This window comes from Neobacillus rhizosphaerae (assembly GCF_937468385.1).
Classification (GTDB): domain Bacteria; phylum Bacillota; class Bacilli; order Bacillales; family Cytobacillaceae; genus Neobacillus; species Neobacillus rhizosphaerae.
Genome location: NZ_CALBWS010000006.1, coordinates 1 through 25,292 on the forward strand (window position 1 = coordinate 1; position 25,292 = coordinate 25,292).

The following is a 25,292-nucleotide window of genomic DNA, read 5'->3' on the forward strand; positions in this document are numbered from 1 at the left end:
TTTATAACTTTTAGATCCTGTTACATATTTCATTACAGCATTTAATTTAAATTCATTTGTATACCTTTGAAATTGTTGTCCTTTTTTAGCCATAGAAAAATCCCCTCCAAGTATTAGTGTAACACCCACGCTATACACATGGGTTTTTTACACTGTCTACTTAAAGGGGATAATATCAATTGTGGGCGTTTTAATATTTATTGTTGGTAGATTCATCGAGAAAATGATAATTGATCCAATACAACGCCAAAAATTTGTTATAGGTGAAATTGCAGAAAAACTGGTTATTTACTCCAATGTGTTTGCTAACAATCTTTATACTAGCCCTGCTCGTGATGCCTTTATTGTTGCATCGGATAATGAAGATGCAAAGCGAAAATTTTTTTAGGCTATAGGTATTAGACACCTCAATATATAAGTCGAGTGTTTCTCGGCTTTTTCTTTGTCCGTATAATACTTTTTGCTTTATTTAGTTTCATAATTTAATAAGTTAGCAAATTAACCCCATTCTTCTCTTAAAATTGCCATAATAACTTTATCATGAAATTTTCCATCCCTATAGAACCCTTGTCTCATAACTCCTTCGGTTTTAAAGTTAGCATTAGTATATGCTTTAATTGCTCCTATGTTTTTCTCTGAAACTGTAAGCATAATTCTATTAAGCCCCAATTCTTGAAAACCATTATTAATAATTTCTTTCGTGACAAATGTGCCAATACCTTTTCCATGATAAGATTTGTTACCAATGAAAATAAAATATTCTCCAGATAAATTTGTTTCACTAATTTGTGCTATTCCAGCATATCCAATTAACTTTTTCTCTGTGTCATCTACGATTGCTTTATTGTAAGAAGATTTTTCTAATAAAAGCATATCAAACCAATTTGATATTTCGTTATTATCCTTCATTTTCTGAAATATTGATAAAGAATATCTTATAACCTCTTTATCCTTTATCCATGAAAAGAAATGTTCTTTATCTGATAGCTGTAAATCTCTTAATTTAATTTTCATAAATTATCTTTAGTGAGAGAGTGTATTATAAGTACCAAATCCTCACTAAAATTCACCTCTTTTCTTTTTATACCTTTTTTTGAGTATAATACGTTAATAACTTTATTGATACTGAGGCTATTAGAGCGATTTATAACTTCAGCCAAGGGATTCCAAGAAAAATCAATACACTATGTAGTCAAATCCTATTAGATGCCTTCATACAAGGAATTAAGATTGTGGGAGAATCTCATATCCATCGGGTGATCAATGAACTGTAGAAGAGTAAGTACCGATTATTGTGAACAATTGGAGATTGGAATTGTCGAGATGGGAGCAACTGTTGAACGGTTAAGAACGGAAAGAAATGAGTTAAGGAAATTAAAAATGCATTGAATCAGCTTAATGGTTTTCTTAAAAGAGAGTCGAAGGAATTAATTGAGGGTTTGCCATTTTAAATCTTCGACAACTAAGATGACTTTTATAAAAGCCAGTGGCGTTGAGGGAGGCTGTTATTCGGTTGCCACGTCAACGCCACTGGCCATATAGCCGCCATCGAAGGTGGCTGCGGACAACACTCTACAAACTCTAGATTTTAATTTATTAACACACGCTGACATTCCTTCAGAAAAAGTTGATGAATTGAGTAAATTAGCAGATAAATATGCCGAATCAAGAATCATGAGTTATAAAAGACAGCATGGCATTAAAAAAATGGGTAGGAATGACCCTTGCCCCTGTAGGAGTGGAAAGAAATACAAAAAATGTCATGGGAATATATAAGAGAGCTGCTAAGAGCTCTCTTTTAATATTATCATTTAATTTTACTGAGTAGTTCAAGCTCAAGTTGAATTGCTATTTGGGTAATCTTCTCTGCTTGTCCTTCTATATCTCCTATAAAAGCTTGGCTCCTTGAAACAACAGAATTACGAATTTCACTTTGTATACCATCTAAGAAATTCATCGTTGTTATATTCAAGCCTTCATGATCAAATGAGACAATAGGCATTGGAGTATCATTAACTTCAATCAAACCATGAATTGATGAGTACATGGCGAGATTAATTAAAGCATCGTCGCGACTAACTAACTTTGGTTTTATAATCCCCCCCATATTATTCATAAAGCTTAATTGTAAGAAGCGTAGGAAAAACAAGTCCCAACATGATGTCAATATTGCCCCTAAAGGATCTTTAGAACCAAACTTCAGCAAGCTTTGAACATTGTCTGCCTTATTAGAATTTCCTAAAAAATAATCAACTGCAAGTGAGAACTCAACTGCATGAAATATCTTAATATCTTGATTCATAAAATCTGCAAACTCTCGAAATAATTTAAATTTATCCATCTTGCTTTTTTTAAAATTCAATAGATGTATTTTCAACATGATCACATAACTACCTAACAACATTGGATTAGATTTTAAATGAGGGATCATCGTTTCAGTAAAACTTACTTTTTCCCTCATAACAAAATCATTAAATGGTATACCATTAGATTTGCTATGGTTGATAATTTTATCTCTATCCCATGAATTCATATCGTTTAATGCTTTCTCTAATCTGTTAAACTGCGGACTATTAATAGAAGCCAGTGACCTATCCCAACATGACTCCTGCATCGCAAATCCGGGAACTTTATCTTTATTTATTGTTTCCAGCAAGAAGTCCGTTATAGCCACATTTACATCATTTTTTAATTTTTGTGGATTATAGTAAAACCTCTCCAACATTATAGCTGTTTGTGTATCCAATATTAAAGAAAAGGCCTTATAATCCTCATCTGAAAAAGCTCCGATATAGCAGAAATAATTATTATTATCATAATTAATGTTCTTGCTCATATTCACCCTCCTACTTCACATTTTCATTATTGCTAAAAAGCCTTATCAATTATATCGGCTTCACAATTATTGGATTATAGAGTGGTGGGGATTTTGAAACAATGATATAATTGGTTTTCAAAAAATCAAATCACCCAAGCCAACAAGATAGACCCTCTCGAATTCGCTAAATCTCACGGCTATATTCTGGATAGTAGTAGCCGCGGCGCGTTTCATTCAAAACATAACGGCGGCCTCTGCTTTTTTAAAGACAACAATATGTACTGCTATTTCTCCACCAGTACAAGCAGCGGAACTAAAGACTTTGTCATGCAGTCCTGGAACCTGGATTTCAAAGAAGCTATTACTATATTGCTCAATAGTCATGTATCTTCCTACATTTCCTCATCCGCACCCATTCAAAAGACCACTGGACAGCTCACCCTCCCAGAAAAAGCAACAATTTTCAGACAAGTTGCCTTGTATCTATTCAAACCCGAGGTATCAATCCCGAGATAGTATCGCACTTATACACTCAAAAAAAATAGCCCCCATCTAGCAGTCAGATGGGAGCGAGTGCATGGAATCCGGCAGCGAAATTGCCCACCGCATGGAAAGAATATCTTTCCATTGGACGAAACATTGTTTAAGAAGTTACTAGAATAAAGTGGTTTGTTCGAAAGGAGAATCATTATAAGTTGGTTTTATTTTGTTTCCTCGTTGCATCCATAAATCTAACTGATCGGGAAGTACATTAAATAACTCGCATAACTCCGAGGATGAATAACCTTGTTTTATATGAGCTTTAATAGTAGGCCAAACTAAGTAAAATAAATCCAGATCTTCTTTCTTAATTTGCTTACCTTTATTATTTGATTCACTTGGTGTCTTTTTTAATAATTCAACAATTGATTGATTGCTTTCATTCGAAAAAGGAATTACCAGTTGATTATAGGCATTCATTTCAAGTAATTTTCTATTTCCTTCAGGTACATTTTCACTAGTACGGACTATAATAGGCACCCAAGAATTTTTTAGATTTTCATTAGCACCTTCCCAAGTACCACCTTTAATATTTGAGGAAACTACAACTGTTCCTTTAGAATGTGTATATATATATTTGTTCCGTCCCATAGCATTAAATCCCGTAAATCGCGCAGACGGATGTACGGCAGATAATATCGTAAGTTTACCATCGACAATAGCTTTTCGGACCTCTTTTTTCCTAAGAAGCATTTCTAATTCCGAATGTACAAAAGAAACCACCCTTCCCCCATATGCTAAAGCTTCATTCTGAGATGTGAGATCAATACCTTTAGCTCCACCAGATACTATCGAAGCTCCTTCTTCTACTACTTTACGAACAATACGTTTTGTAAACTCTATACTGCTGGGATCAGCATCCCGAGAACCTACAAATCCAACAGCACTTGAACGCAAAAGCTCCCCATCCCCTGTACCATAAAAAAAAGGAGGTGATTGTTCCTTTAATAACTGTTTAACTCTCTGGGGGAAATTTTTATCCCCACGAGTTGCTATCCATATTCCCATTCCCATTAATTTTTCTATTTCAATGGCCATACTACCAGCATATTTCATTAAACTACAAACTTTGTTAGCCATTGATCTTGAAAGCAATAAATCCCTCATAAGATGTTCTTCATTTTTATCATAGAGGGTAGCAGGTGTAGAATAAGGTGAGTTCCTCAGTAAGGATGCAAATTTATTCCATTCACTATGTGTGAAAGGCTTCTGGTCTTTGTCCTTAGTTTTTCTATATAGAAGATCAGAAGTCATCAACAGAATGGCCAAGCTCTCATCCGAAATTTTTTCCAATGCAGTCACCCACTTTCTGATGTTGAAGATAATGCAAAAGGCAAAATGTGCCCATATCCTGATTCTCGAAGCAAATAACCTGCTACAGTAAAAGTCCATCTCGAATCAACCATGTCATCTATTAATATTACACTATATCCAACATAATTGCTTTTATTCACTTTAATTGAGTCGCGTACATTTTGTTCCTGCAAATGACTATTGTTCATCTTTTTTTGCTCTGGACGTGAGTCGATCTTAGTCAACAAATCAACATAGGGTAACCTTAATTGACTTGCAACTCTGTTTGCAAAATCACTTACTAGATGCGGACGCCGTAATGAAGGGATTGAAGAAATAATAAAGGACTCATCCTGATAATTGTCCGTGATCCAACTTCTCAGAGCGTCAGCAGAAGCAATAACCAACTGCTCAGCAAAGTAATTGTCCTGATATTTACCCTTACGTACTAACCGTCCCCAGCCACTATCACTATAACGGCTTAAAGCAAATCCAGGATCACACTGACGGTTTTCTGGAATTCGGGTTTTCGAAGCCCATTGCTTTCTTGAATCAAAATGAAAATAGCTACGTTGTAGAAAAATTTCAGCTTCAACCATAATTTCTTCTTGAACATCTGCACTTACAAATTCACCAGCACAGTTTGAACATACACCACAGTCTTTTAATGCAGGGTCATCTAACTCACGAATAACAAATCTCATTAGGCATTCCTTAGTGTATATGAAAGACTTCATACGTTCAAGTTCATGCTCTTTGTTAGCAAGAACATTAGAAATACGCGCATCATGCAACTGAATAGGATTAATTGTTCTTGAGTATTCGCTTCTCTTCTTTACCACTAAATTATCAATTTGTAATAACCTTAGACAGTCTTTTATTGTTGATTCGGTTAGGTTTAACTTAGAACAAATCTCATTAACTGTAAGACTATCCTCTGACTCTAATAGATCTATAATTATCGACATATCTTCTGAAGCGGGGAATGCATTACGAATAAAATATTGTTGAATAGACTCATCCTCTTCTCCATGTAGTAAAACTATGTAAGCATGATCCAACTTACGTCCTGCACGGCCAATTTGTTGATAATATGTTAAAAGAGAATTAGGCATTTGAAAGTGAATAACAAATCCAACATCCTCTTTATCAAAGCCCATTCCTAAAGCTATATTTGCAACAAGAACCTTTATATTATTTTGAAGTAAACTCTCTTCCCGACTAATTCTTTCGTCTTTTGATAACCGTCCTGTATAGTAGGTTGCCGATATTCCCTTCTCCGTCAGCCAACGAGCCACGAGTTCACAATCGCTAATTGTAGAACAATATACTATTCCGCTGCCCGGCATCTTATTAATATTACTTGATAGCCATGCTAATCTTTCTGCCTTTTTAGGCATTTCTATTGTTTGAATGTGAAGTGATTCCCTTGCTAAGGACCCACGAATAACTTCCATCGCACCTAATTGCTCTTGTATATCTTCAACAACTCGATTATTTGCTGTTGCTGTAGTTGCCAAAACTGGAACATGAGAAGGTAATCCTCGGACAATTCGTGAGATACGACGATAGTCTGGACGGAAATCGTGACCCCAGTCAGAAACACAATGGGCTTCGTCTATAACGAGCATTCCAATACCACCATAAATTAAAGGCAATGTTCTTTCCATAAAATGCTCATTTGCTAAACGTTCAGGAGAAACAAATAGAACATCTATGTTGCCTTGAGACAAGTCTTGCTCAATTTCTGCTATCTCCTGAGCATTAAGAGAACTGTCAATTGTTGCTGGTCGTAAACCAAGTCGATCAGCTGATTGCATTTGATTCCGCATTAGAGATAAGAGTGGGCTTATCACAATTGTTGGTCCTGCACCTGAATCCCGCAATATTCTTGTTGATAAGAAATACACTAAACTCTTTCCCCAACCTGTTTTTTGGACAACTAGTGTTCGTCCTCCTTGTAATACAGAATTTATTGCTTCCCACTGTCCTTCCTTAAAAGAAGCATTTCTATCAAACATTTTTTTCAAGTAATTATCTGCTGTAGATTTTAAGGTCATTTCAACTCCACCTCTCAATTGTCATAATTACATTAAGATTCATCTTGTCTTGCCACCGTAAAAAACTGGGCAAACCAAATGAGGATGAGCACATACTGCAACAATGGACCACACGTAATCAGAGATAATTCATAAAAATGCTTTAATTAGTTTGTGGCTTAATAATATATTCATCTCCTAAATCAATAATATTGACTTCAATTTTTTGTGTAATACTCTTTATTTCCTCCAAGGTCAGAGAAGAAGCAATTATACTCTGACTTTTGAGTTCGGATAATGAATAAAACAATTTCCCAGTACTGTTTATGTTCATCTGCTGTTGACCAGGTTCATCCATTATTACTAACCGTGGGTGATTCCCTCCATAATGATTTGTTGAGTAGTTTAAAGACAGGGCAAATGCCCATCTTAATCTAATAAAATCACTAGCCGAAGAATCAAATTTAATATCAAATCCACGTACTACAGGAGTAAATTTATCAAGTGAAATTGAAATATCATTTAAAGGAGTGCTGCTATAACCAAACTGTTCCAAGTAATATCGAAACCTTTTTTCGAATGTCTCTAGCTTGGTTTTATCAAGCTGAGAAAAAAACTCCTCTGGTATCTTTTTGGTACTTTTCAAGTACTGCTCCCATTGTTTTTTTAGGAGGTCGAGTTTTTTTCCAAATTCCTCAAAACTATTCTCGGCCTCCTGAAGCTCCTTTATCTTCCATTTTAAATTCAATGTTTCTTCAATGTCTAAATTAGACAGCATTCGTGGATCTTCTCTCAACTCTAATTTCAAGCTTCTTAACCTTCTTCTCTCTTCTTCTAACGCTTCTGTAACGGCCCTTAATCTTTTGTTTTTTTCAGCTACTACATTTGCAGATTGACTTAGGGCGAATTTCAAAGTAGCAAGTTGATCTTTTATATACTTGATATTTTCTTCAAGTGTCATAGGTTGAAATTCTATATCTTGAGGAAGCAAGGTTTCATGTATTTTTTGATTGCATGTAGGACAAATACCTTGTGCCACATACAAACTTTTATCTGATCCAAGATCAAGTAGTCTCTTAACATCTTGATTACTCTTTAAGTCTTGTTGCAACTGACTACGATTTGCATCTAAAGTATTTTGATTAATAATACTTGCATTAATATCTTGCCTAACTGAATTGGCCTCACTTTGAAGAGCCAAAACTTTATTTTCAATATTATTAATTCTTGCTTCGTGTTCCTTCTCGACATCTTTAATACTTCTTACTACCGTTGATCTCTCGTTAAATTCATACAGGATATTAGAAATTCTTTCCTTTAAACTAATTAACTTTTGATTTTTATCATACACATAAATTTCGTGATTAGATAAAAGCTCAGGTTTGTCAGATAATCCTTCAATTGTGGCTCCGATTATATTTGCTTTTTCTCTGATAGCATTTATAAGACTGGACCATTCTTGTGAAATTAACGCTTTTTCTATTCGAAGTTCCTCTTTTTGTTTGCTATTATTTAAAATATCAAGTCCAAGAATATATTCAATTGCTCTGGTTGGTAACTCTCTAATACCATAATTTGAAGTTGGTTGAGCATAAAATGAACTCCATCCTTTAATCTGCTCGATAAAAAATAAGGGAAATAAGGTTTGAATATATAATAGTCGCTCTTTATCCTCAAATGATGGAACTAGTGGTAGATCCCAACCTACAAATTCTGCTAAAAATGAATGAAAACCAGCATCATTTTGTGCTGAACCAGGAAGATGAACATAAAAATCTTGTTTCTTGAACTTTTTGTCTTCTGTTAGAGATGGTCCATATTCCACTTCAATTAGTTTTTCTTCTCTTGTAGAACTGGTAATCCACCTTCTTATGGAAATAGTATTTCCATTATTGTTTGATATCTGTATTTCTACGTTTGATTCTAAGACTTTATAAGAGTTACCTTGGTATGTTAGTTCTTCTCGCAATACAGGCTTCATTGTTTTACCATTTGTTCCACCCAGTAATTCTTCGACGCCTAAAGCATATAAAATAGAGTTAGTAAATGAACTTTTACCTGTAGAATTTTTAGCTCTTACGATATTGAGACCATTAGTAAAAGTAGAAAACGTTTCAAAGAGACCATGGTCAGTGACAACATTTAGTTTTAAAGCATTTATTTTTATTTGTGCCATATTATATTAGCCTCTCTTTAAATAGAATCGAAATAACTTTATCCGTTACTTTCAAACCAATTTTCGTTAATAGTTCCTTTTCTGCATTGAAAATATCAGTTTCTTTGATAATAGCTTGTGCAAACTCTTCCCCTTTAGATAATAACGTAAACTTCCCGGTAGATTCGCTAAATGAGATTAATTTGTCAGCAACTGCAAATTGTAATGCTCTGTTAACGCTAGGATCCATACTTATAAGTGGGGGAGTTATTAACGGATCTTGAATAATTAACAGTAATATCCTATCTCTCTCTCTTGATTTAAAAGCCCAGTTAAACAATTGAAACTTCAATAAATTAGCGCTTTTCCCCCTAGAAGCCATAGATAGAATTAAAACTATTTGTGCAATTTTAGTAAGAGGCCTATATTCTGGAGAGACAGGTATTTTTCTACGGGTAAAGGTTATCTTTTTCGCATGTTCATAAGGTAAGTCCATTACTAAGCCCCTTCCTCAAAGTCAAGTGGGCAACGAACTAACCAGTCTGCTTCAGCTTCTTTGATAACATCCTCCTGTAAAACAAATGAGATCATTCTACCAAAGGCTTCACTTTCTAAAGCAGATTTATATTTAGTTTGTATAACCCTATTAAATTCTTTAGGTTGAAGATTGGTTAGAAGTAATTCCTGTTCTATATGGGTTTCAATCCCGCTCTTTACTCGTACTAGTTTCTCTAGCAAAATTGGATGGTTATCTCTTAATTCATCCAGTACATTCTGGCCCTTGATCAAATTTCTTATAATAATATCTACATACTTGTTAGTATTAGCTTCAGCATTGCTGTTGCCATTGAATAGTTTTGATATCTTCCTAAACAATATTTGAACAGATTCAGCTTCGCATTCCTTCCAATTAATTATCTCTTCTAAACTTGGCGTAGCTACATTAACATCTATCTTTTCTTCAAGAATAGCTTTGACATATAGCATTTCTTCGACAAAAAATCCCTCATCTTGAACTAACACATCAAATTCATCATCTAAAAGTTCTTTCATTTCTAAATTATTTTTATACTCGATTGCTTTTTCTTGGCAATGAGATATCAGCTCTTTATTCCTAACAATAGGAGTTAAAAATATCCACTTCTTAATCTTCACACTCCCTATATATCTAATTAATTCTTTTTTGTTTTTTGATAATTTCCCTAAATCAGTAGTGACTTTATCACGTTGTAATTCATATAATTTCTTACTTTCGTATTCTTCGTCTGGGCAATAACATTGAAATACAATTCCGGTTCTTGTAAAGCCTTCAATTCCTAAATCTCCTTGAGTATGCGCAATCATTTCCTGATAACCTTCAGATTCATATCTTTTCTTTAAAAAAAGCTGACATGCTTCTTCCCAGCTATCTCCATTATATTGACTAAAACGAGTCTTTATCATATGTACACCTCCTGTATTTTAACTATATTTAGTTATTTATAACATAACAAAATATAGACCTATGAACTACATATATCTACATAATTCTACTATAATATGCCTAAAACCTCCCAAACATACGTTTCATTTCCTAAGACGTACGATCTACTAATTATGGCTTCTTTTAATACTGCTATAACAATATGGAATCCTAGAGTGGGGGTATAAAGTTGAGTAAGTATTTACTTTTTAACAAAGAACAAATAACTAATGCCAACAACATCAACCTAATCGAATTCGTCAAGTCCAATGGCTACATCCTTGAAAATGGTGGTCGCCGCGCGCTTCATGCGCCATAAAACACAGCAAGAGGTTAACCAAGTATTATGCAAGTGTTCCTATTGTACAGACTATCTGGACTACCTGAATGTCGATGCCATGGGAAACAGAATAAAACCTAACTATATCACGCAGCAATTCCCCCAACTCTTAGAGAAAAATAACTTACGACGAATTCGGTATCATGATCTTCTCCATAGCTGCGCTAGCCTTCTCTTGGCTAACGGGGGCAGTATGAAAGAAGTCCAAGAAAGGTTGGGACACAGTGATTACTCTACGACGGCTAATACGTATGCCCACCTGGAGTACAGTTCCAAAATATCATCCGCACAGGCAATGAATGAATGCCTGAAAATCTAAATTAAAAAAAGCTCATCAGGATATTCCCAATGAACTTAAAGTTATGATTTTGGTACCGGCGAGATGACTCGAACCTCCACGGTTTCCCATTCGATTTTGAGTCGAACGCGTCTGCCATTCCGCCACGCCGGCACATTATAAAGGTTTTGTCGCACCTCCGGAAAAGGGAGAGAACATACAAGAATCGGGTCTTACAAACTCTGTCATACCAAGGCTTTAGCGGTTATTTCTCTGACTTACGTACTCGATTTTGAGTCGTGCGCGTCTGCCAATTCCGCCACATCGGCAAAAAATAGAATAAATAAATCTATTATCTAAAACAGAAGTTGTCATTAAGGACGAATTAACAGGGGCAGTAGGAATCGAACCCACACTGAAGGTTTTGGAGACCTTAGTTCTACCTTTAAACTATGCCCCTAAAGTGGTGGAGGGGGACGGATTCGAACCGCCGAACCCGGAGGGAGCGGATTTACAGTCCGCCGCGTTTAGCCACTTCGCTACCCCTCCACATATGAACATAAAAAAATGAAGGAGGAAGAGGGATTCGAACCCCCGCGCGGTTTAACCCGCCTGTCGGTTTTCAAGACCGATCCCTTCAGCCAAACTTGGGTATTCCTCCATTATAAAAAAAGAATTACATAAATGAATTTGGTAGCGGCGGAGGGGATCGAACCCCCGACCTTACGGGTATGAACCGTACGCTCTAGCCAGCTGAGCTACACCGCCAAAATATTAATGGTCGGGAAGACAGGATTCGAACCTGCGACCCCTTGGTCCCAAACCAAGTGCTCTACCAAGCTGAGCTACTTCCCGAAATTGAACGATGCCGAGGACCGGAATCGAACCGGTACGGTAGTTACCTAGAGCAGGATTTTAAATCCTGTGCGTCTGCCAATTCCGCCACATCCGCATAATAGGTTAATAATACATTCATGACTCCAAACCATATATTACATGATTAATATTAATCGAAAGTTTTGTTTAGAAAAATAGAGCCTGGGAATGGTTCTGACCTTGTTATTTCATCTAATTTCACCATTTCGCAACAGCGACAATACATATAATACTATCCAATACTCGTTTCGTCAACCATTAATTTTCATTCTATTAAAGCCCTTTCATCCTTTCTTTTTTCACTATAAAAAACAAACTACCTTTTATTCTTTTGTCACAATTTCTTCTCTGGTCAATAGGATATTTAACTTATAAACTACAACATAGATATGTTACGATTCATCAAAACAAATGATACATAATGAGGTGCATTAAAAGTGAAACACACTTTAGTCCAAACCATAGCGGTAACTTTTTTCACAATAATCATGGCCTATGCATTAAATACCTTTCTTATTCCCCATAAAGTTTTAACAGGTGGAATTGCTGGTATCGCAATCATAATCAATAATTACCTCCCGCTAAATACAGGTTGGATAATCCTTGCTATTAATCTTCCTTTATTTGTTTTGGGCTATTTTCATTTAGGAAAAAAATTCATGTTCCTAACTGTTTATTCCGTCATTCTATTATCTGTATCAATGAAGTTGATTCCTATCCATGCTTTTAGCGACGACATCTTGTTATCGAGCGTATTTGGAGGAGTATTGTTCGGTTTAAGTGTTGGTGCAAATATTCGTGTAGGTGCTTCAGCTGGCGGGGTTGATATCATTAGTTTAATCTTAGCCAAAAAGAGGGATATTTCAGTTGGCTTTATCATAACATGTTTGAATTATGCTATTGTCATTATTTCAGCACTTGTATTTGGTGTTGACAAAACGCTTTATACACTGTTTGCGATCTTTGCATCTGGAAGAGCTGTTGATGCTGTTCATACGAATCATACAAAACTAACGGTCACGATTGTCACCGAGAAATGGAAGGAATTGAGTAATGCGTTACTTCAATTACATCCACGTGGGATTACGATGACCGATGCAGAGGGCGTTTATTCCCATCATCCCAAAAAAGTGTTAACCACAGTCATAACTAAATATGAATTAGCGGAGACAAAAGAAACGATTAAAAAAAATGACCCCTCCGCATTTGTTCATATTACAAGAGCCATCGAAGTGATGGGGAAATTTCGAAGAGATTAAGAATAGGTTTAGATCCATTCTTTATGGGGAAAAATACTTTAGTAAATTTTTCTTAAAGGAGATGCTACTACTGTGAATTTTTATCAGCCAAAAAAAGAGGATGACCAAGGATTTGTTTATCCTATCGAACACGATCCATTAGAGAATTCAGGTCAAAATGAGAAAATACCTGAGTTTGATGAAATTGGAACCGCGCTTAACGACATATAGTAGGTTTTTAACAAATCCTTTACAAAGAGAGATTGCTCTCTTTTTGTAAAGGATTTTTTTTATCTTTTTAATGCTTTTAGAACGATTGCTTCCCCTTGAAAGGAAACAACTTGATTATTTTCAATAACAATCCTAAATTTATCTTTCACTTTTTGGGATGCACTGAGTATATACTCAGATAATTTTTCCTTTTCGCTTTGAGGTAAATTCATTCGATTGCACCATGGTTCAAAATGAAAGGTTTTTTCAAATCGATGCCATTCGCTTATTTCAAAACCAGCCGATTCAAGCATACGAAGCCATTCTGTTTTTCTCCAGGCCCGAAAATGACTGTAATCACGCCATTTCTCAATCGTGTTATAAAACAGATCAAAATCATCGTCTTCAGGGACAACATTGTCATCAAGCAAAAATTGCCCATTTGCTTTAAGAACACGATATGCTTCCTCGACAAACCTGTTTACATTCGGAAAATGGTGCGGGGCAATCCTACAGGTCACAATCTCAAATGCTTCAGTTGCAAAAGGAAGGTTTTCAGCGTCTGCTTGTATAAAATCAACATTTTGATAACCATTTCCTCTGATGAAATTTTCTGCTGCTCGTAACATTTCAGCTGTCAAATCCACTGCGGTTACTTTTTTTACAACAGAAGCAAAGGCGTTTGCAGTATGCCCACCGCCTGTCGCTATGTCAAGCAGCTCTTCCTCCCCGCTTATCGTCACTATCTGCAATAACTTTTGTAAGTCCTTTCCTTCTTTATGAATGGTGCTGCTGACATAGGAAGCAGCACTTTTTCCAAATTGCTGTTGAACATCATTTTTAATATCCATGATTCATCCACTCCCTGAAATTTCCTTTTCTATTTAACAATAAAACAGAAACGAAATAAAGAAAATTACAGGTTTTTTATAATTTAACATAAGAAAAAGTTATCGGTACAGATTATTGGATTTCAAGAACTACGGGACAGTGATCACTACCCATTACATCGCAATGAATGTCGGCATTTTTCAGTCGTTCTCGCATCGTTTCAGATACAATAAAATAATCAATCCGCCAGCCAATATTTCTCTCACGTACCTTATTCATGTATGACCACCACGTATATGCACCCTCTTGAGTTGGATGAAAATGGCGATAGCTATCCACGAAACCTGCTGAAAGTAAGGCGGTCATTTTTCCTCGCTCTTCTTCGGTAAAACCAGAGTTACCTAAATTGGATTTGGCATTTCTCAAGTCGATTTCTTGGTGGGCGACATTTAAGTCGCCGCAAAGAATGACGGGCTTAACTCCAGCTAATGCTTGCAAATGTTGCAGAATTCGCTCTTCCCATTCAATACGATAGCCGATTCTCGCTAAATCTCGCTGCGAGTTCGGTGTATAAACATTGACAAGGAAAAATTCAGCAAATTCTAGGGTAAGGATTCTTCCTTCCCCCTCGCTTTCTTCAGTTCCTACCCCATATCTGACAGAAAGTGGTTCAAATTTGGTGAAAACAGCCGTACCGGAATACCCTTTTTTAATGGCATAATTCCAGTATTGGTGATATCCTGCTAAATCCAGGCTAATTTGCCCTTCTTGTAATTTTGTTTCCTGAATACAGAAAATGTCTGCATCTACTTCATTAAAATAATCTAAAAATCCCTTTTTAACGCACGCCCTGAGGCCATTAACATTCCAAGAAACCAATTTCATTTTTTCAATTCCTTCTCCCTTAGTGACTCTTTGTATATTATTTTGATAGAAAACATTTTACCAGAAAAAATAAATTCAGCAAAAAAAGGCAGCTTGCAGCCGCCTTTTTATTTTGGAAAAAAAAACTTTTCAGTTAATTCACCTGAAAATAGTTCTGAGACTGGAACAATTTTGATTTTCCGCTTTTCAAATTCTTTCATCGACTGAAAAATACCCACCGAACAAACTTTACCGGTCACTCCTACATGGCCAATAGCAATTCCTTTGCCTTTTATTTCTGTTACTCGTGCCAGGCGGATCATTTGTTTTCTTACATTGGTAGAGGATGAGATATCATCAAGGAATACATCTCTTTTTAAAAGAGGGACCCCTAGTTCTTTAGCAATTTGCGGGAATTTTGTTCCTGGGCTTGTGCCACTATCAATAATAAAAAGATTTTTCTCCTTTACTACCTCGACAATTGCCCGAACAATTTCTTCGTTTTCCACCGCTAATGAGCCCATATGGTTATTTAGACCGACTGCGTATGGAACACTCTTAATCGCCTCTCTTACACGTTGTTTTACTTCTCTCTGAGAAAGATCAACTGTTATTGGCTTCGGCCCTAGCCAAGATCTTTTCCCACGTTTTGGCTCCATCGGTAAATGCACCATAACTTCAAAACCATTTTTATGAGCCCATTCTGCATGTTCTCTTGAGTTTTCAGTAAATGGCATGACAGCAGCAGTAATCGGTATGTCACCTTCTAAAAAGTCCCTTACTCCGCCTGTACCTCCGCCAAAATCATCAATGATTATGGCTGCCTTAAGTTCTTTTGTTTCATTTTTTTCAGATGCAGCATTTACGTCAAACGATAAAAATAACAACGGCATTAACAATAAAGTAAACTTTTTCATATAGACCTCCAAAAGCAAGCTTTTGAAGTTAATTTACCCCGATAAAGAAGCTAAAATTCTTAAAAAAATACCAAAAAAAGAGAGCTGTTTTAGCTCTCTCGTTCTTACTTATTCAGCATCATATACCTTAACTTCTTGCATTTTGTCGCCATTTCTCATTGCTTTTGCTGCTTCTAGACCAGAAGTAACTTGACCAAACACTGTATGAACACCGTTTAGATGCGGCTGTGATTCATGGACGATGAAGAATTGACTTCCACCTGTGTCTTTCCCTGCGTGAGCCATTGATAATGCACCAGGAATATGTTTGTGTGGGTTTCCTTCTGTCTCACATTTAATTGTGTAGCCAGGACCACCAGTTCCACGGCCTTCTGGGCAACCCCCTTGACTTACAAAACCAGGAATAACACGGTGGAAAGTTAATCCATTGTAGAAGCCTTTGTTAATTAATGTTTCAAAATTCTCTACTGTACCAGGTGCTTCATTTGAAAATAAATCAAACTCAATCTTTTCTCCGTTTTCCATTAATATGTATCCTTTTTTCGCCATTTTCAACACTCCTTATGTAAAAAATCATTTTAATCATACACTTTTCATTAAAGAAAAGAAAGTTTTGGCACTTTTGACCATTATATTTCCACTATGGTTGTGGTAAAATATTAATTAGGGAACCCCCTTCCGAACATTCGCTTGTTGCGGGACACTTAACCACTGTACGGACGGAAGGGGCCCCAACAAAAAGCCGAGACATTCGTCCCGGCTTTTTGTTATTTATCTAGTCTGCTTTTCCAGCCATTGATAAAAAGCAGAAATAATCGTTAAAAACAGTAAATACCCAAAAAACGTGTAAAGATGATTCCACTGTTCATTATGCACAAAAAAGCCAAGCACTTCCGCAAATTTTTCAAAAATGGGCATTAATAAGCTAACAAAAAAGATAATCCCCGCCCTTCCCCATTTATTCACTTTGGAAATGCAAGAAATAAATATCATGACAAAAACAGGAAGGCCAATTAAAGTAAAGGCAATATTAATGGAAAAAATCCTTGGCAGCAGCCTTACTGGAAACTCATACATCTGTTTCCCAACAAAAAATAGGTCTAAATACGTTCCAAGTAAGGACGCAAGCATCATACAAGCAAAATAGTTTTTATTCCAAAAAGTTAATCGTCTTTTTTGCGAGGGCTGCAACCTCGAGTCGTTCAAGAGTTTTACAGTATTCATTCCTTATCTCCCCATCAATCATTTCGTTGTCCTCCACTAAATAATCCATCACTCGCCAGTCTTCAAACCAGTCCCCTTTTTCCGCCTCCGGCTGGCTGACATTTTTCCAGGCATTTTCAAGGGATGGGCTGTAGAATTTTCTTGCCCCTTTACGGAGCTGACAGGACTTTAATCGAATCGGATAAGTAAACCCTGGAATTCCTTCTTTAATATTATTAAAGATATGGGGCCAGTAGTCTTTTCTTGACCCGGTATGTGGATGATTTTTTGCCCAGTCCACGATAATCCTTAGAAAATCTTTATTTTTAAAAAGGACAGAATATAACCTTTTCCCGAGTAAAATTCGCTCATTAACGGATTCAAACTGATGAAGTGTCTGCCCAGCTAGTTCACCATCATCATATGGAAAAAGAATATGGTTAAACGATAAAAGGTCCTGCAGAAAAAATTCAAATTTGTTCAACACTTCTTTTTGATATACCGGATTCTGAACCACTCTTTTTTCCAAATAGCTTTGCTCATTGATAACTAGTGCAATACAAAGGATATATCGCTCTTGATACCTCCAAAAATGATTCCAAATCGTCTCCATGAAGGTAGAAACATTTAAATATGATAATAGGTAGAAGAAAGGCTTATTTTGTTTCAAGCTTTCCTTGTAAAGCAAGAATTGCGGATAAACATCTTGAAAAATTAGCCAGTTGCCACGCTCTAAAAATTGAAAGAATGAATTCCGCTCCTTTTTTGACAGTAAGCGCGTAAGGAAGTCGCCCTTTAAATCCGTCATGTTCCACCCGCCGTTACGGGAAACCATATGCCCTAAAAACGCCCATTGAATTTCAGGATACTGCAGGTAAAAATCCAAATAGGCCTTCGTCCTTGTGACATTGTTTACATTATTCTCCTTCGTCTCAGTTCTAACTTTTTCTAATAAATTCCGATCCCCCAAGGTTAAATGAGGGAAGGTAACTGCTGGGTTTTTGCTTTTTTTCTTTAATTCATCTTGTAAGGCCTCAAAAGGAGTTATTTCGCGACTTCTCGTAAAAAAAATGACAGATTACCTCCCTTACGAATGCTCCCAACCTAAAGGGAATATGTATTAGTTGTGAATACTTTTTGGGAGAGGAATGATAACCAGGGATGTTCGATACAAGAAAAGGCATGGATTGGTTGATTGACGTGCTTAGAAATGACCAATCTCCCGACGGCTCGTGGGGCTATCCATTTGATACAGGCATTTCAACAGATGCTTATATGATTATTTTATTACGAACATTAGAGATTAATGATGAGGAATTAATTCAAGGACTTACAAAGAGAATATTAAGTAAACAAGGAACAAACGGTGCGTGGAAGCTTTATTTTGATGAAGGCGAAGGGAATATAACGGCTACCGTGGAGGCATATTACGCGCTTCTTTATTCCGGCTATTACCAAAGGGACAACAAACACCTAAGGAAAGCAAAAAATTATATATTAGCAAACGGAGGGTTAAAAGAGACTGGCACGTATACAAAAATCATGCTGGCTTTAACTGGACAGTATAAATGGCCGTCATTTTCCCCGCTTCCCATTGAGGTCATTCTTTTACCAGAGATTTTCCCAATCAATTTTTATTCCTTCTCTGTTTTTGGGAGAGCAAATTTAACTCCCATAATGATTCTAGCTGATAAAAAATTAACAATCAGGACTGCAAAAAGTCCGGACCTGTCCGAATTGCATTTACATCGGAATGAAGAGGACCCCTGGGTTCGTTCAGCTGAATTACGCTCGTTGTTATCTTTTATCGAAGAAGGTGTGAAAAGTTTAATTGGCATTCCTAAAGAACTTCGCCATTTAGCATTAGAACGAGCCAAAAAGTATATGTTGGATCATATTGAACCGGATGGAACCTTTTACAGTTATTACAGCTGCACCTTTTTGATGATTTTCGCCCTGCTCTCATTAGGATATAAGAAAACAGACCCTGTTATCATAAAAGCAATTGAGGGAATAAAGTCGATGAAATGTGAAATCAATGGCTTTCCTCATATGCAATATACAACAGCCAATGTCTGGAATACGTCCTTGATTGGCTTTGCCCTGCAATCGGCGGGAATTTCGTCAAATAACCCGATGGTAGTAAATGCCAATCGTTACCTCCTAAACCGGCAGCAACATAAATTCGGAGATTGGGTGATTCATAACCCTAATAGCATGCCGGGCGGCTGGGGGTTTTCCAACGTGAATACCATCCTACCTGACGTTGACGATACCACCACCTCCTTAAGATCGATTTCAAGAATCGTTCCAAGTGAGCTTGCTGCTTGGGAACGTGGTATTAGCTGGACGTTATCGATGCAAAACGATGACGGCGGTTGGCCGGCGTTTGAAAAAGAGGCTAATTCAAAGTTAGTTGAATTTTTACCACTTGAAAAAGGTGAATTTTTGCTGGTAGACCCTTCTTGCGCCGATATTACCGGAAGAACATTAGAGTTTTTCGGAAATTATACCAATTTACCAAAAGATCACCCCTCGATTAAAAATGGTGTCAAATGGCTGATGAAGGATCAAGAAAAGGATGGTTCCTGGTATGGTCGCTGGGGTATTTGTTATCTATACGGTACATGGGGGGCAATGACTGGATTGTTAGCAGTTGGGGTTTCCAATAGCCATCCCAGCATTCAAAAGGCTGTTGGCTGGTTACGGGAAATTCAAAACGAGGATGGGGGCTGGGGAGAATCATGTCATAGTGATAGTAAAAAAAGGTATATTCCATTACGTGCAAGCACTTTAACACATACATCGTGGGCACTTGATGCCTTAATTACCACGTCAGATAAACCAACAGCCGAAATTCGTAAGGGTATCCAATATTTATTAGATTCACTTGATAAAGAGGATTGGACTGCTGCCTACCCTAAAGGGCAAGGAATGGGCGGCGCTTTTTATATTCATTATCACGGCTATCGTTATATTTTCCCACTGCTCACCCTTTCACATTATCGAAAAAAATTTGAAATTTAAGGAAAAACATCGACGGTTAAGTGGTTCCGTCGATGTTTTTATTTTGATAATAAAGCTGTTAATTGTTTGTATATATCCACCATTTCTTCCAACCTCATTCTTACTAGCCCGCTTGTGGACGGGGCAACAAAGTCAATGATCCCTGGAACCACTGATTCCACCTGTACTCCCCATGCTACAGTTTTTCTACCGCTATATTGTTGATAAACACCTTTTCCGACAAAACAAACGACTTTTGGTTTCAGAAACGCAATCTTCCTTATTAATAGTTTTCTCCCTTCTTCGTATTCTTCCTTGGTAATTTCATCTGCCGCTTTTGTTGGCCGTGAAACAATGTTTGTAATCCCCATACCCAAATCAAGGAGCTGAAAATCTTCTGTAGGGGCATATTTACGAGGTGTTAATCCAGCTTCATGAAGAATTCGCCAAAACCGATTATTGGGATTGGCAAAATGGTGTCCTGTTTCACTAGAGCGAATACTTGGATTAAAACCAACAAATAAAATCTGTAAACCTTCTTTTACGTGATCACGGACTGGATTCATACTCTTCCTCTTTTCTGTGCATTTCTACCTTATTCCACAACATGGGCTCACTATTTTTTCATTTTACCATATCCTTTTCAGTTTCTTTTCAGAGTGTTGGGCTAAACTTCCTTTTAAGAGAGGCAAGGAGGAAATAGATGTGAACAGTAGGTGGAAAAAATTAATGTCAATGCTTGCAGTCATGTTGGTGTCATTATCACTTGGAACTAGCGTTATCGCTGACGACCACGACGATGATGATGATGACGACAAACATGAATACTTTCAAAAAGATCATGATGCGGATAATCGCACTAAACAACAGCGGCAAAATAATTTTACTCAACAAAAGGAATATTGGAGCATTTGGTCACGGGAACCACGGAATGATCCTAATAATGCTATGCCAATTGCTAGTCCAGAAGAACTCATTGTTATCGTAAATGGGAATGAGACAAGTATCTACTGCATTCCCCAAGATGGTCAGTTACTTGTGTCCGGAGATGCTATTGCCGAAATTATGGGGGCTCAAGCAAAGTTCTATCCCCAAAGCAAAATAGCTGTATTAAACAAAGGAAATCTCGAATTAATTGTCAAAGCAGGTTCGAACGCCGTGTTTGAAAACAAGGTTAAAACACCAATGCCTACAATCGCCACTTGCTATGAAAATTCAGTGTACATGCCTGTTTCGGTTGCAGCAAACGCGCTTGGTTACCGTGTTACCTGGGATATAACTAAAAATGCCATGGTTTTACAATCAATTTAAAGGATGTGTTGATGTTGGCAAAATCAAAAAAGGCAAAATGGACAATTGGTCTTACAGGAACTGCACTTTCCGCATTTGTGATTAGCCAAATTGGAGGAAATCAACCGAGTCAGAGTTTACAAAATTCTGAAATAGTAATTACAAAATCAATGAGTAAGCAGGAAAAGGAATTCGTGCAGCTTGATTGGTCCAATTATGAAATCAATGGAGTTGTCGTTTCGGGAGGTGTCGAGCAAAGTGACCGCCAATCACGAAGGTCCTGATGGATTTGACAATTTGACCATTGAGGCAATGAATACAACCTTTTACTTTGCTGTGTCCAATTGCATGATTTCGAATTGGAAGGAAGTTGTTTCGGGTTGGGTGCAATATGTTGAAAAGGAATGGTCCCGTTTTCTCCCAGATAATGAGTTAGACAAGATTAATCGGTTAGAAATAGGCGCAAAAATGCTCCTGACACACCCACTTTTCGATGTCCTACAAAGCGCCGAAGTTTATCGTAGAAGAACAAATGGGTTGTTTTCACCGTATTTATTGCCACAAATGCAGTATCACGGTTATGTACACTCTTTTCCGTTCCATTCCAGTGATCCTGAAACTTATGTGATGCCTTCCGTGTATGACCAAGAAATCTGTCCTTTCGCATTTGACCTGAGCACTAGAACAGTTACGCGTACAGCTGAAGGGAAAATTGACCTCGGTGGAATCGGCAAAAGCTATACGGTACAGGCGACGGCACAGTGGTTAAAGAACATTGGAGAGGCAGAATCTGGAATCGTTGATGGCGGTGGTGACATAACTGTCTGGTCAAACGGGCAAAAAGAATGGAAAATCGGGATTTCCCACCCTTATCAACCTAATGTGGAAATCGCCCAATTTCGGATAACAAACGGAAGTATCGCTACTTCTAATGTCGTCTATCGCAGTTGGCGCCAAGGAAATATGATAAAACATCATCTATTGAATGGAAAAACAGGGTTACCTGTTGAAACCAGTATCATTCAAGCTACGGTCATTACCGATACCTGTGTTGATGCAGAAGTAATGGCAAAGCTGTGCTTTATGGAGGATGTTGAAAAATTAACAGATCTATTGATAAATATCAAGCCCAATAGTTCCTTTCTACTTGTTACTGAAAAAGGAACGGTCATCAGAAGTTGAAAGGAGGGAAACGATGAATATTAATGACTATTTTTCCGTCTGGAACCTTATTCGTACTTCTGGCTTTTTAGGGTTTTACTTTATGACACTTTCGCTATCGCTCGGGCTATTCAGTTCCCTTTCGGTGTTGAAGAAGAAGAAAGCCTTTTTCGTCTCTCTTCATCAAACGAGCGGCTGGTTCGGTTTGCTTACAATCATTTTTCATATCGTCTTAATCTGGCAGGATCAATACGTTCCCTATTCACTTGGTGAGCTATTTATCCCCTTTTATGCTGAAAATGAACCAGTTTATTCTGCGCTTGGTACGCTCTCGTTTTACTTATTTTTCATGGTAATTAGCTCTTCCGATTTTTTTATCAAGAAGTTAGGTTTGAAAATTTGGAAAAAAATCCACCTAGCTGTGATTCCTGCCTGGGTATTTATGATGATTCATGGACTGGCAATTGGAACCGATTCCACGGAACCTTGGTCATTATTTTTATACGCCAGCGGAAGTTCTCTCATTATTGTACTCGGGTTCATCAAATATTTGGAATCAGGCATGGTCCGGCAATCACCAGACCGCCAAAAGCCGAGCAAATAGAAACGACAGCGTCTTAGCTGCCGTTTTATTTTTTATTTGAAAATAACCGTAAAAACGCTCCCCTTTCCAATCGTACTGCTGACAAATATTTCACCCCCATGCGCTGTAACAATAGCGTTTGCTATAGAAAGTCCTAACCCGGACCCCCCTTTTTCCCTCGTAACATCTGCACGGTAAAAACGATCAAAAATAAACGGAAGGTCCTCTTTAGCGATACCGCATCCTGTATCTTCGATGGTGATGACTTTTTCACTAGCTTTTACCGTTAAGGTTACGGTTACCTTCCCCTCCTTTGTATAGCGTAATGCATTATCTAAGAGGATATAGAGTAATTGCTGAATCCTTGTTTCATCACAGACAAGATATATTCCAGACTGAACTTTTTGCTCAAATTGAGTATTATTCAATACTTTTCTGAAAAATCTTTTACAAACAGAGGTCAAAAGTAAGGAAAGATTAACCTCTTTCTTCACTAGAATTAATTGGTTCTTATCACTTCTTGCCAGAATTAGTAAATCATTTACCAGCTTGTTCATGAGATGTGCTTCTATTTTCACATCCTGAAGGACTTCTTGTCCAAATCGACTTAAATTCGACTTTTCTTCTCTCATCAATAAATCTACTGAACTATAAAAAATACTTAATGGGGTCCTTAATTCATGGGATGCATCGGAAACAAATTTTTCTTGCTGATTAAAAGCAGTTTTAATCGGCTTCATTGCCTGCCCTGCAAAATAATATCCTAAAAACGCGTAAATTAGGCTAAAAAATAATGTAAGAGCAAAGAGGGTCCAAGTGATATTTTCAATAAGATGCTTTTCTCCTGTAATATCCATGCCCAGAATAACAAACCCGTGTGTATCAAGAGGTTTTTTAATAATAAGAAAATGCTGTTGTCCCCAGTCAATCCTTTTTGTAAATATACTTGCTTTCGAATCGGAATTTCCTTCTATAATTTCGAAAAAAGATTGTACAGTTTCTTTCCCGTAAACCAACTCACCTTTTTGATTGTAAACATAGTAAAATATCGATCGATTTGGGTCATACTCAAGAAGATGATGCTTTTTTTCAAAAAGATCCTCGATAAAATCGCCTTTTTCTTTATCATAATATACTCTTATTTCCTCTACCTCCTTATCGTTGATCTCATGTGATATAAGGAAATAAAGTACTCCGATGAATGAAAGCAGTAAACAAAGTAACGATAAGGTAAAAATAAAGGTTAATTTCGCTTTCAACTGGTTAAACATGGAGTGGTCTCACTTTATAACCGATTCCTCTAACATTTTGTATTAAGGATGGAGTCCCTGGTACATCAACTTTTTTTCGAACTAATTTTACTAAAGCATCTAAAGCGTTATCGGAGACTTCAGTTTCATAGCCCCAAAGTTTATCAAATAGGACTTCTCTTGTGATGACTTGTTTGTGGTTCCGCATTAATATTTCAAGCAGCTGGTATTCTTTTTTTGTTAATTCAATAATGGAATCATTTCGTTTTAATTCATGGCTGTTTAGGTTGAGGGTAAAATCGTCGATGGTAACGGAATCTTCTAGAGGTTTTTCTTTCCTGCGGCTGATTGCCCTTATTCGTGCTAATAATTCATTAAATTCGAACGGTTTTACGATATAATCATCCGCTCCGGAATCCAGACCAGTGATAATATCTTCATTCGCATCCTTTGCGGTCACAAATAATATTCCGCTTTTAATTCCTTTTTCTCGAAGTCTTTTACAAACGGATAACCCGTTTTCCCCCGGTAGCATCCAGTCTAAGATGATGACATCATAATTTGAACAGCGGGCATTGTTGTAAGCTTCCATTCCATTAATAACCCAATCAACAAGATGAAATTCCTTTTGCAGCAGGTGGGTCATCAGCTTCCCAAGCCGAACATCATCCTCAGCCAATAAAATATTCACCGTCGCCACTCCATTTCAAGAAAATTCCTTTTACCATAATCATAACAAGCTTTTCTGAAAAGGGAATGAAATTAGCGTGAACTTTTCCAAGATTTGTTTGCGAGTTCATTCGATGGGAGGAAATATAGAGAAAAAAAATAGGGCCCCTACTGACGGCTCCACAGTCATTAGAATGTATTATATACATTTGCACATGTTTCAGATGTTGGTTCATAAAAACAATGAAATATCATATTCGTGAGGTCGGG

The 25,292-nt window shown here is 37.0% G+C and carries 29 protein-coding genes and 7 tRNA genes; 12 read left to right on the forward strand and 24 right to left on the reverse strand.

Going from position 1 to position 25,292, the window contains the following annotated elements; genetic code table 11:
• Nucleotides 1-181 precede the first annotated feature (181 nt).
• Nucleotides 182-388, forward strand: coding sequence for a hypothetical protein (locus M5A78_RS06665; protein WP_248734513.1), 207 nt, complete (start codon nucleotides 182-184; stop codon nucleotides 386-388).
• Nucleotides 389-498: 110 nt separating this feature from the next.
• Here M5A78_RS06665 and M5A78_RS06670 read toward each other — a convergent pair whose 3' ends face one another.
• Nucleotides 499-1,014 carry a GNAT family N-acetyltransferase gene (locus tag M5A78_RS06670; protein ID WP_248734514.1) on the reverse strand — a complete coding sequence of 172 codons (516 nt, stop codon included), beginning with the start codon at nucleotides 1,012-1,014 and terminating at the stop codon, nucleotides 499-501.
• A gap of 249 nt (nucleotides 1,015-1,263) precedes the next feature.
• On the opposite strand from M5A78_RS06670, the gene M5A78_RS24680 reads away from it, so the two are divergent.
• Together M5A78_RS24680 and M5A78_RS06675 are read left to right on the forward strand one after the other, a co-directional pair.
• A complete protein-coding gene (locus tag M5A78_RS24680; protein WP_264760438.1) occupies nucleotides 1,264-1,389 on the forward strand; it encodes a hypothetical protein in 126 nt (41 codons plus the stop codon).
• A 318-nt stretch (nucleotides 1,390-1,707) separates the two neighbouring features.
• On the forward strand, nucleotides 1,708-1,776 hold the full coding sequence (locus tag M5A78_RS06675) for an SEC-C metal-binding domain-containing protein (protein WP_406603675.1): 69 nt from the start codon (nucleotides 1,708-1,710) through the stop codon (nucleotides 1,774-1,776).
• Nucleotides 1,777-1,807: 31 nt separating this feature from the next.
• Here the strand turns inward: M5A78_RS06675 and M5A78_RS06680 are convergent, their stop codons facing one another.
• The 7 genes from M5A78_RS06680 to M5A78_RS06710 all read right to left on the reverse strand — a co-directional run bounded on the left by M5A78_RS06680 (nucleotide 1,808) and on the right by M5A78_RS06710 (nucleotide 10,288).
• Nucleotides 1,808-2,836 (reverse strand): hypothetical protein, encoded by a 1,029-nt coding sequence (locus tag M5A78_RS06680; RefSeq protein WP_248734515.1) that lies wholly within the window; start codon nucleotides 2,834-2,836, stop codon nucleotides 1,808-1,810.
• A gap of 216 nt (nucleotides 2,837-3,052) precedes the next feature.
• Complete coding sequence (locus tag M5A78_RS06685; protein ID WP_248734516.1) at nucleotides 3,053-3,202, reverse strand: hypothetical protein; 150 nt, start codon at nucleotides 3,200-3,202, stop codon at nucleotides 3,053-3,055.
• A 270-nt stretch (nucleotides 3,203-3,472) separates the two neighbouring features.
• Entirely contained in the window at nucleotides 3,473-4,651 is a 1,179-nt protein-coding gene (locus tag M5A78_RS06690; protein WP_248734517.1) for a DNA-processing protein DprA, read from the reverse strand.
• 5 nt (nucleotides 4,652-4,656) lie between these two features.
• On the reverse strand, nucleotides 4,657-6,711 hold the full coding sequence (locus tag M5A78_RS06695) for a RecQ family ATP-dependent DNA helicase (RefSeq protein ID WP_248734518.1): 2,055 nt from the start codon (nucleotides 6,709-6,711) through the stop codon (nucleotides 4,657-4,659).
• A 142-nt stretch (nucleotides 6,712-6,853) separates the two neighbouring features.
• Nucleotides 6,854-8,866, reverse strand: a complete 2,013-nt coding sequence (locus M5A78_RS06700; RefSeq protein ID WP_248734519.1) for a coiled-coil domain-containing protein — start codon at nucleotides 8,864-8,866, stop codon at nucleotides 6,854-6,856.
• A gap of 1 nt (nucleotide 8,867) precedes the next feature.
• Entirely contained in the window at nucleotides 8,868-9,341 is a 474-nt protein-coding gene (locus M5A78_RS06705) for a hypothetical protein (RefSeq protein ID WP_248734520.1), read from the reverse strand.
• 2 nt (nucleotides 9,342-9,343) lie between these two features.
• The gene (locus M5A78_RS06710; protein WP_248734521.1) at nucleotides 9,344-10,288 is read right to left on the reverse strand and encodes a hypothetical protein; all 945 of its coding nucleotides are present in this window, start codon (nucleotides 10,286-10,288) and stop codon (nucleotides 9,344-9,346) included.
• 209 nt (nucleotides 10,289-10,497) lie between these two features.
• Here M5A78_RS06710 and M5A78_RS24685 point away from each other — a divergent pair, with 209 nt between their 5' ends.
• Together M5A78_RS24685 and M5A78_RS06715 are read left to right on the forward strand one after the other, a co-directional pair.
• On the forward strand, nucleotides 10,498-10,626 hold the full coding sequence (locus M5A78_RS24685) for a hypothetical protein (protein WP_264760439.1): 129 nt from the start codon (nucleotides 10,498-10,500) through the stop codon (nucleotides 10,624-10,626).
• The gene (locus tag M5A78_RS06715) at nucleotides 10,616-10,966 is read left to right on the forward strand and encodes a tyrosine-type recombinase/integrase (RefSeq protein ID WP_248734522.1); all 351 of its coding nucleotides are present in this window, start codon (nucleotides 10,616-10,618) and stop codon (nucleotides 10,964-10,966) included. The genes M5A78_RS24685 and M5A78_RS06715 overlap by 11 nt, the downstream gene beginning before the upstream one ends.
• A 50-nt stretch (nucleotides 10,967-11,016) precedes the next feature.
• Here the strand turns inward: M5A78_RS06715 and M5A78_RS06720 are convergent.
• From M5A78_RS06720 to M5A78_RS06750, 7 genes are all read right to left on the reverse strand, one after another.
• Nucleotides 11,017-11,098, reverse strand: a tRNA-Leu gene (locus M5A78_RS06720).
• 215 nt (nucleotides 11,099-11,313) lie between these two features.
• Nucleotides 11,314-11,384, reverse strand: a tRNA-Trp gene (locus M5A78_RS06725).
• A gap of 4 nt (nucleotides 11,385-11,388) precedes the next feature.
• Nucleotides 11,389-11,473: transfer RNA gene (locus M5A78_RS06730), tRNA-Tyr, on the reverse strand.
• A gap of 22 nt (nucleotides 11,474-11,495) precedes the next feature.
• Nucleotides 11,496-11,585, reverse strand: a tRNA-Ser gene (locus M5A78_RS06735).
• 30 nt (nucleotides 11,586-11,615) lie between these two features.
• Nucleotides 11,616-11,692 (reverse strand) — tRNA-Met (locus M5A78_RS06740).
• 10 nt (nucleotides 11,693-11,702) lie between these two features.
• Nucleotides 11,703-11,779, reverse strand: a tRNA-Pro gene (locus tag M5A78_RS06745).
• 11 nt (nucleotides 11,780-11,790) lie between these two features.
• A tRNA-Leu gene (locus M5A78_RS06750) sits at nucleotides 11,791-11,876 on the reverse strand.
• 361 nt (nucleotides 11,877-12,237) lie between these two features.
• Here M5A78_RS06750 and M5A78_RS06755 point away from each other — a divergent pair.
• Both M5A78_RS06755 and M5A78_RS06760 read left to right on the forward strand, forming a co-directional pair.
• Nucleotides 12,238-13,059, forward strand: a complete 822-nt coding sequence (locus tag M5A78_RS06755; RefSeq protein ID WP_248734523.1) for a YitT family protein — start codon at nucleotides 12,238-12,240, stop codon at nucleotides 13,057-13,059.
• A gap of 72 nt (nucleotides 13,060-13,131) precedes the next feature.
• Entirely contained in the window at nucleotides 13,132-13,269 is a 138-nt protein-coding gene (locus M5A78_RS06760) for a hypothetical protein (protein WP_248734524.1), read from the forward strand.
• A gap of 59 nt (nucleotides 13,270-13,328) precedes the next feature.
• On the opposite strand, the gene M5A78_RS06765 is transcribed toward M5A78_RS06760, so the two are convergent.
• The 6 genes from M5A78_RS06765 to M5A78_RS06790 all read right to left on the reverse strand — a co-directional run bounded on the left by M5A78_RS06765 (nucleotide 13,329) and on the right by M5A78_RS06790 (nucleotide 18,135).
• Nucleotides 13,329-14,099, reverse strand: coding sequence for a class I SAM-dependent methyltransferase (locus M5A78_RS06765; protein WP_248734525.1), 771 nt, complete (start codon nucleotides 14,097-14,099; stop codon nucleotides 13,329-13,331).
• A 112-nt stretch (nucleotides 14,100-14,211) separates the two neighbouring features.
• Nucleotides 14,212-14,964 carry an exodeoxyribonuclease III gene (locus M5A78_RS06770; RefSeq protein WP_248734526.1) on the reverse strand — a complete coding sequence of 251 codons (753 nt, stop codon included), beginning with the start codon at nucleotides 14,962-14,964 and terminating at the stop codon, nucleotides 14,212-14,214.
• Nucleotides 14,965-15,071: 107 nt separating this feature from the next.
• Entirely contained in the window at nucleotides 15,072-15,860 is a 789-nt protein-coding gene (locus M5A78_RS06775) for a divergent polysaccharide deacetylase family protein (RefSeq protein WP_248734527.1), read from the reverse strand.
• A 108-nt stretch (nucleotides 15,861-15,968) separates the two neighbouring features.
• Nucleotides 15,969-16,409: a peptidylprolyl isomerase gene (locus M5A78_RS06780; protein ID WP_248734528.1), complete on the reverse strand. Its 441-nt coding sequence runs from the start codon at nucleotides 16,407-16,409 to the stop codon at nucleotides 15,969-15,971.
• A gap of 222 nt (nucleotides 16,410-16,631) precedes the next feature.
• Nucleotides 16,632-17,084, reverse strand: a complete 453-nt coding sequence (locus M5A78_RS06785; protein WP_248734529.1) for a CBO0543 family protein — start codon at nucleotides 17,082-17,084, stop codon at nucleotides 16,632-16,634.
• Nucleotides 17,011-18,135 (reverse strand): DUF2515 domain-containing protein, encoded by a 1,125-nt coding sequence (locus tag M5A78_RS06790; RefSeq protein ID WP_248734666.1) that lies wholly within the window; start codon nucleotides 18,133-18,135, stop codon nucleotides 17,011-17,013. The genes M5A78_RS06785 and M5A78_RS06790 overlap by 74 nt, the downstream gene beginning before the upstream one ends.
• Before the next feature lie 89 nt (nucleotides 18,136-18,224).
• On the opposite strand from M5A78_RS06790, the gene shc reads away from it, so the two are divergent.
• Nucleotides 18,225-20,090 (forward strand): squalene--hopene cyclase, encoded by a 1,866-nt coding sequence (gene shc / locus M5A78_RS06795; protein WP_248734530.1) that lies wholly within the window; start codon nucleotides 18,225-18,227, stop codon nucleotides 20,088-20,090.
• Nucleotides 20,091-20,128: 38 nt separating this feature from the next.
• On the opposite strand, the gene mug is transcribed toward shc, so the two are convergent.
• Complete coding sequence (mug, locus tag M5A78_RS06800; protein WP_248734531.1) at nucleotides 20,129-20,635, reverse strand: G/U mismatch-specific DNA glycosylase; 507 nt, start codon at nucleotides 20,633-20,635, stop codon at nucleotides 20,129-20,131.
• 139 nt (nucleotides 20,636-20,774) lie between these two features.
• On the opposite strand from mug, the gene M5A78_RS06805 reads away from it, so the two are divergent.
• From M5A78_RS06805 to M5A78_RS06820, 4 genes are read left to right on the forward strand one after another with little or no spacing between them, the layout of a single operon-like run.
• Nucleotides 20,775-21,380: a copper amine oxidase N-terminal domain-containing protein gene (locus M5A78_RS06805; protein ID WP_248734532.1), complete on the forward strand. Its 606-nt coding sequence runs from the start codon at nucleotides 20,775-20,777 to the stop codon at nucleotides 21,378-21,380.
• A gap of 11 nt (nucleotides 21,381-21,391) precedes the next feature.
• On the forward strand, nucleotides 21,392-21,643 hold the full coding sequence (locus tag M5A78_RS06810; protein WP_248734533.1) for a hypothetical protein: 252 nt from the start codon (nucleotides 21,392-21,394) through the stop codon (nucleotides 21,641-21,643).
• Nucleotides 21,618-22,541 carry an FAD:protein FMN transferase gene (locus M5A78_RS06815; RefSeq protein WP_248734534.1) on the forward strand — a complete coding sequence of 308 codons (924 nt, stop codon included), beginning with the start codon at nucleotides 21,618-21,620 and terminating at the stop codon, nucleotides 22,539-22,541. The genes M5A78_RS06810 and M5A78_RS06815 overlap by 26 nt, the downstream gene beginning before the upstream one ends.
• A gap of 13 nt (nucleotides 22,542-22,554) precedes the next feature.
• On the forward strand, nucleotides 22,555-23,124 hold the full coding sequence (locus M5A78_RS06820; RefSeq protein WP_248734535.1) for a ferric reductase-like transmembrane domain-containing protein: 570 nt from the start codon (nucleotides 22,555-22,557) through the stop codon (nucleotides 23,122-23,124).
• A gap of 32 nt (nucleotides 23,125-23,156) precedes the next feature.
• Here the strand turns inward: M5A78_RS06820 and M5A78_RS06825 are convergent, their stop codons facing one another.
• Both M5A78_RS06825 and M5A78_RS06830 read right to left on the reverse strand, forming a co-directional pair.
• Entirely contained in the window at nucleotides 23,157-24,374 is a 1,218-nt protein-coding gene (locus tag M5A78_RS06825; RefSeq protein ID WP_248734536.1) for a sensor histidine kinase, read from the reverse strand.
• Nucleotides 24,367-25,044, reverse strand: coding sequence for a response regulator transcription factor (locus M5A78_RS06830; RefSeq protein WP_248734537.1), 678 nt, complete (start codon nucleotides 25,042-25,044; stop codon nucleotides 24,367-24,369). Before M5A78_RS06830 ends, M5A78_RS06825 begins: the two co-directional genes overlap by 8 nt.
• Nucleotides 25,045-25,292: the final 248 nt, after the last annotated feature.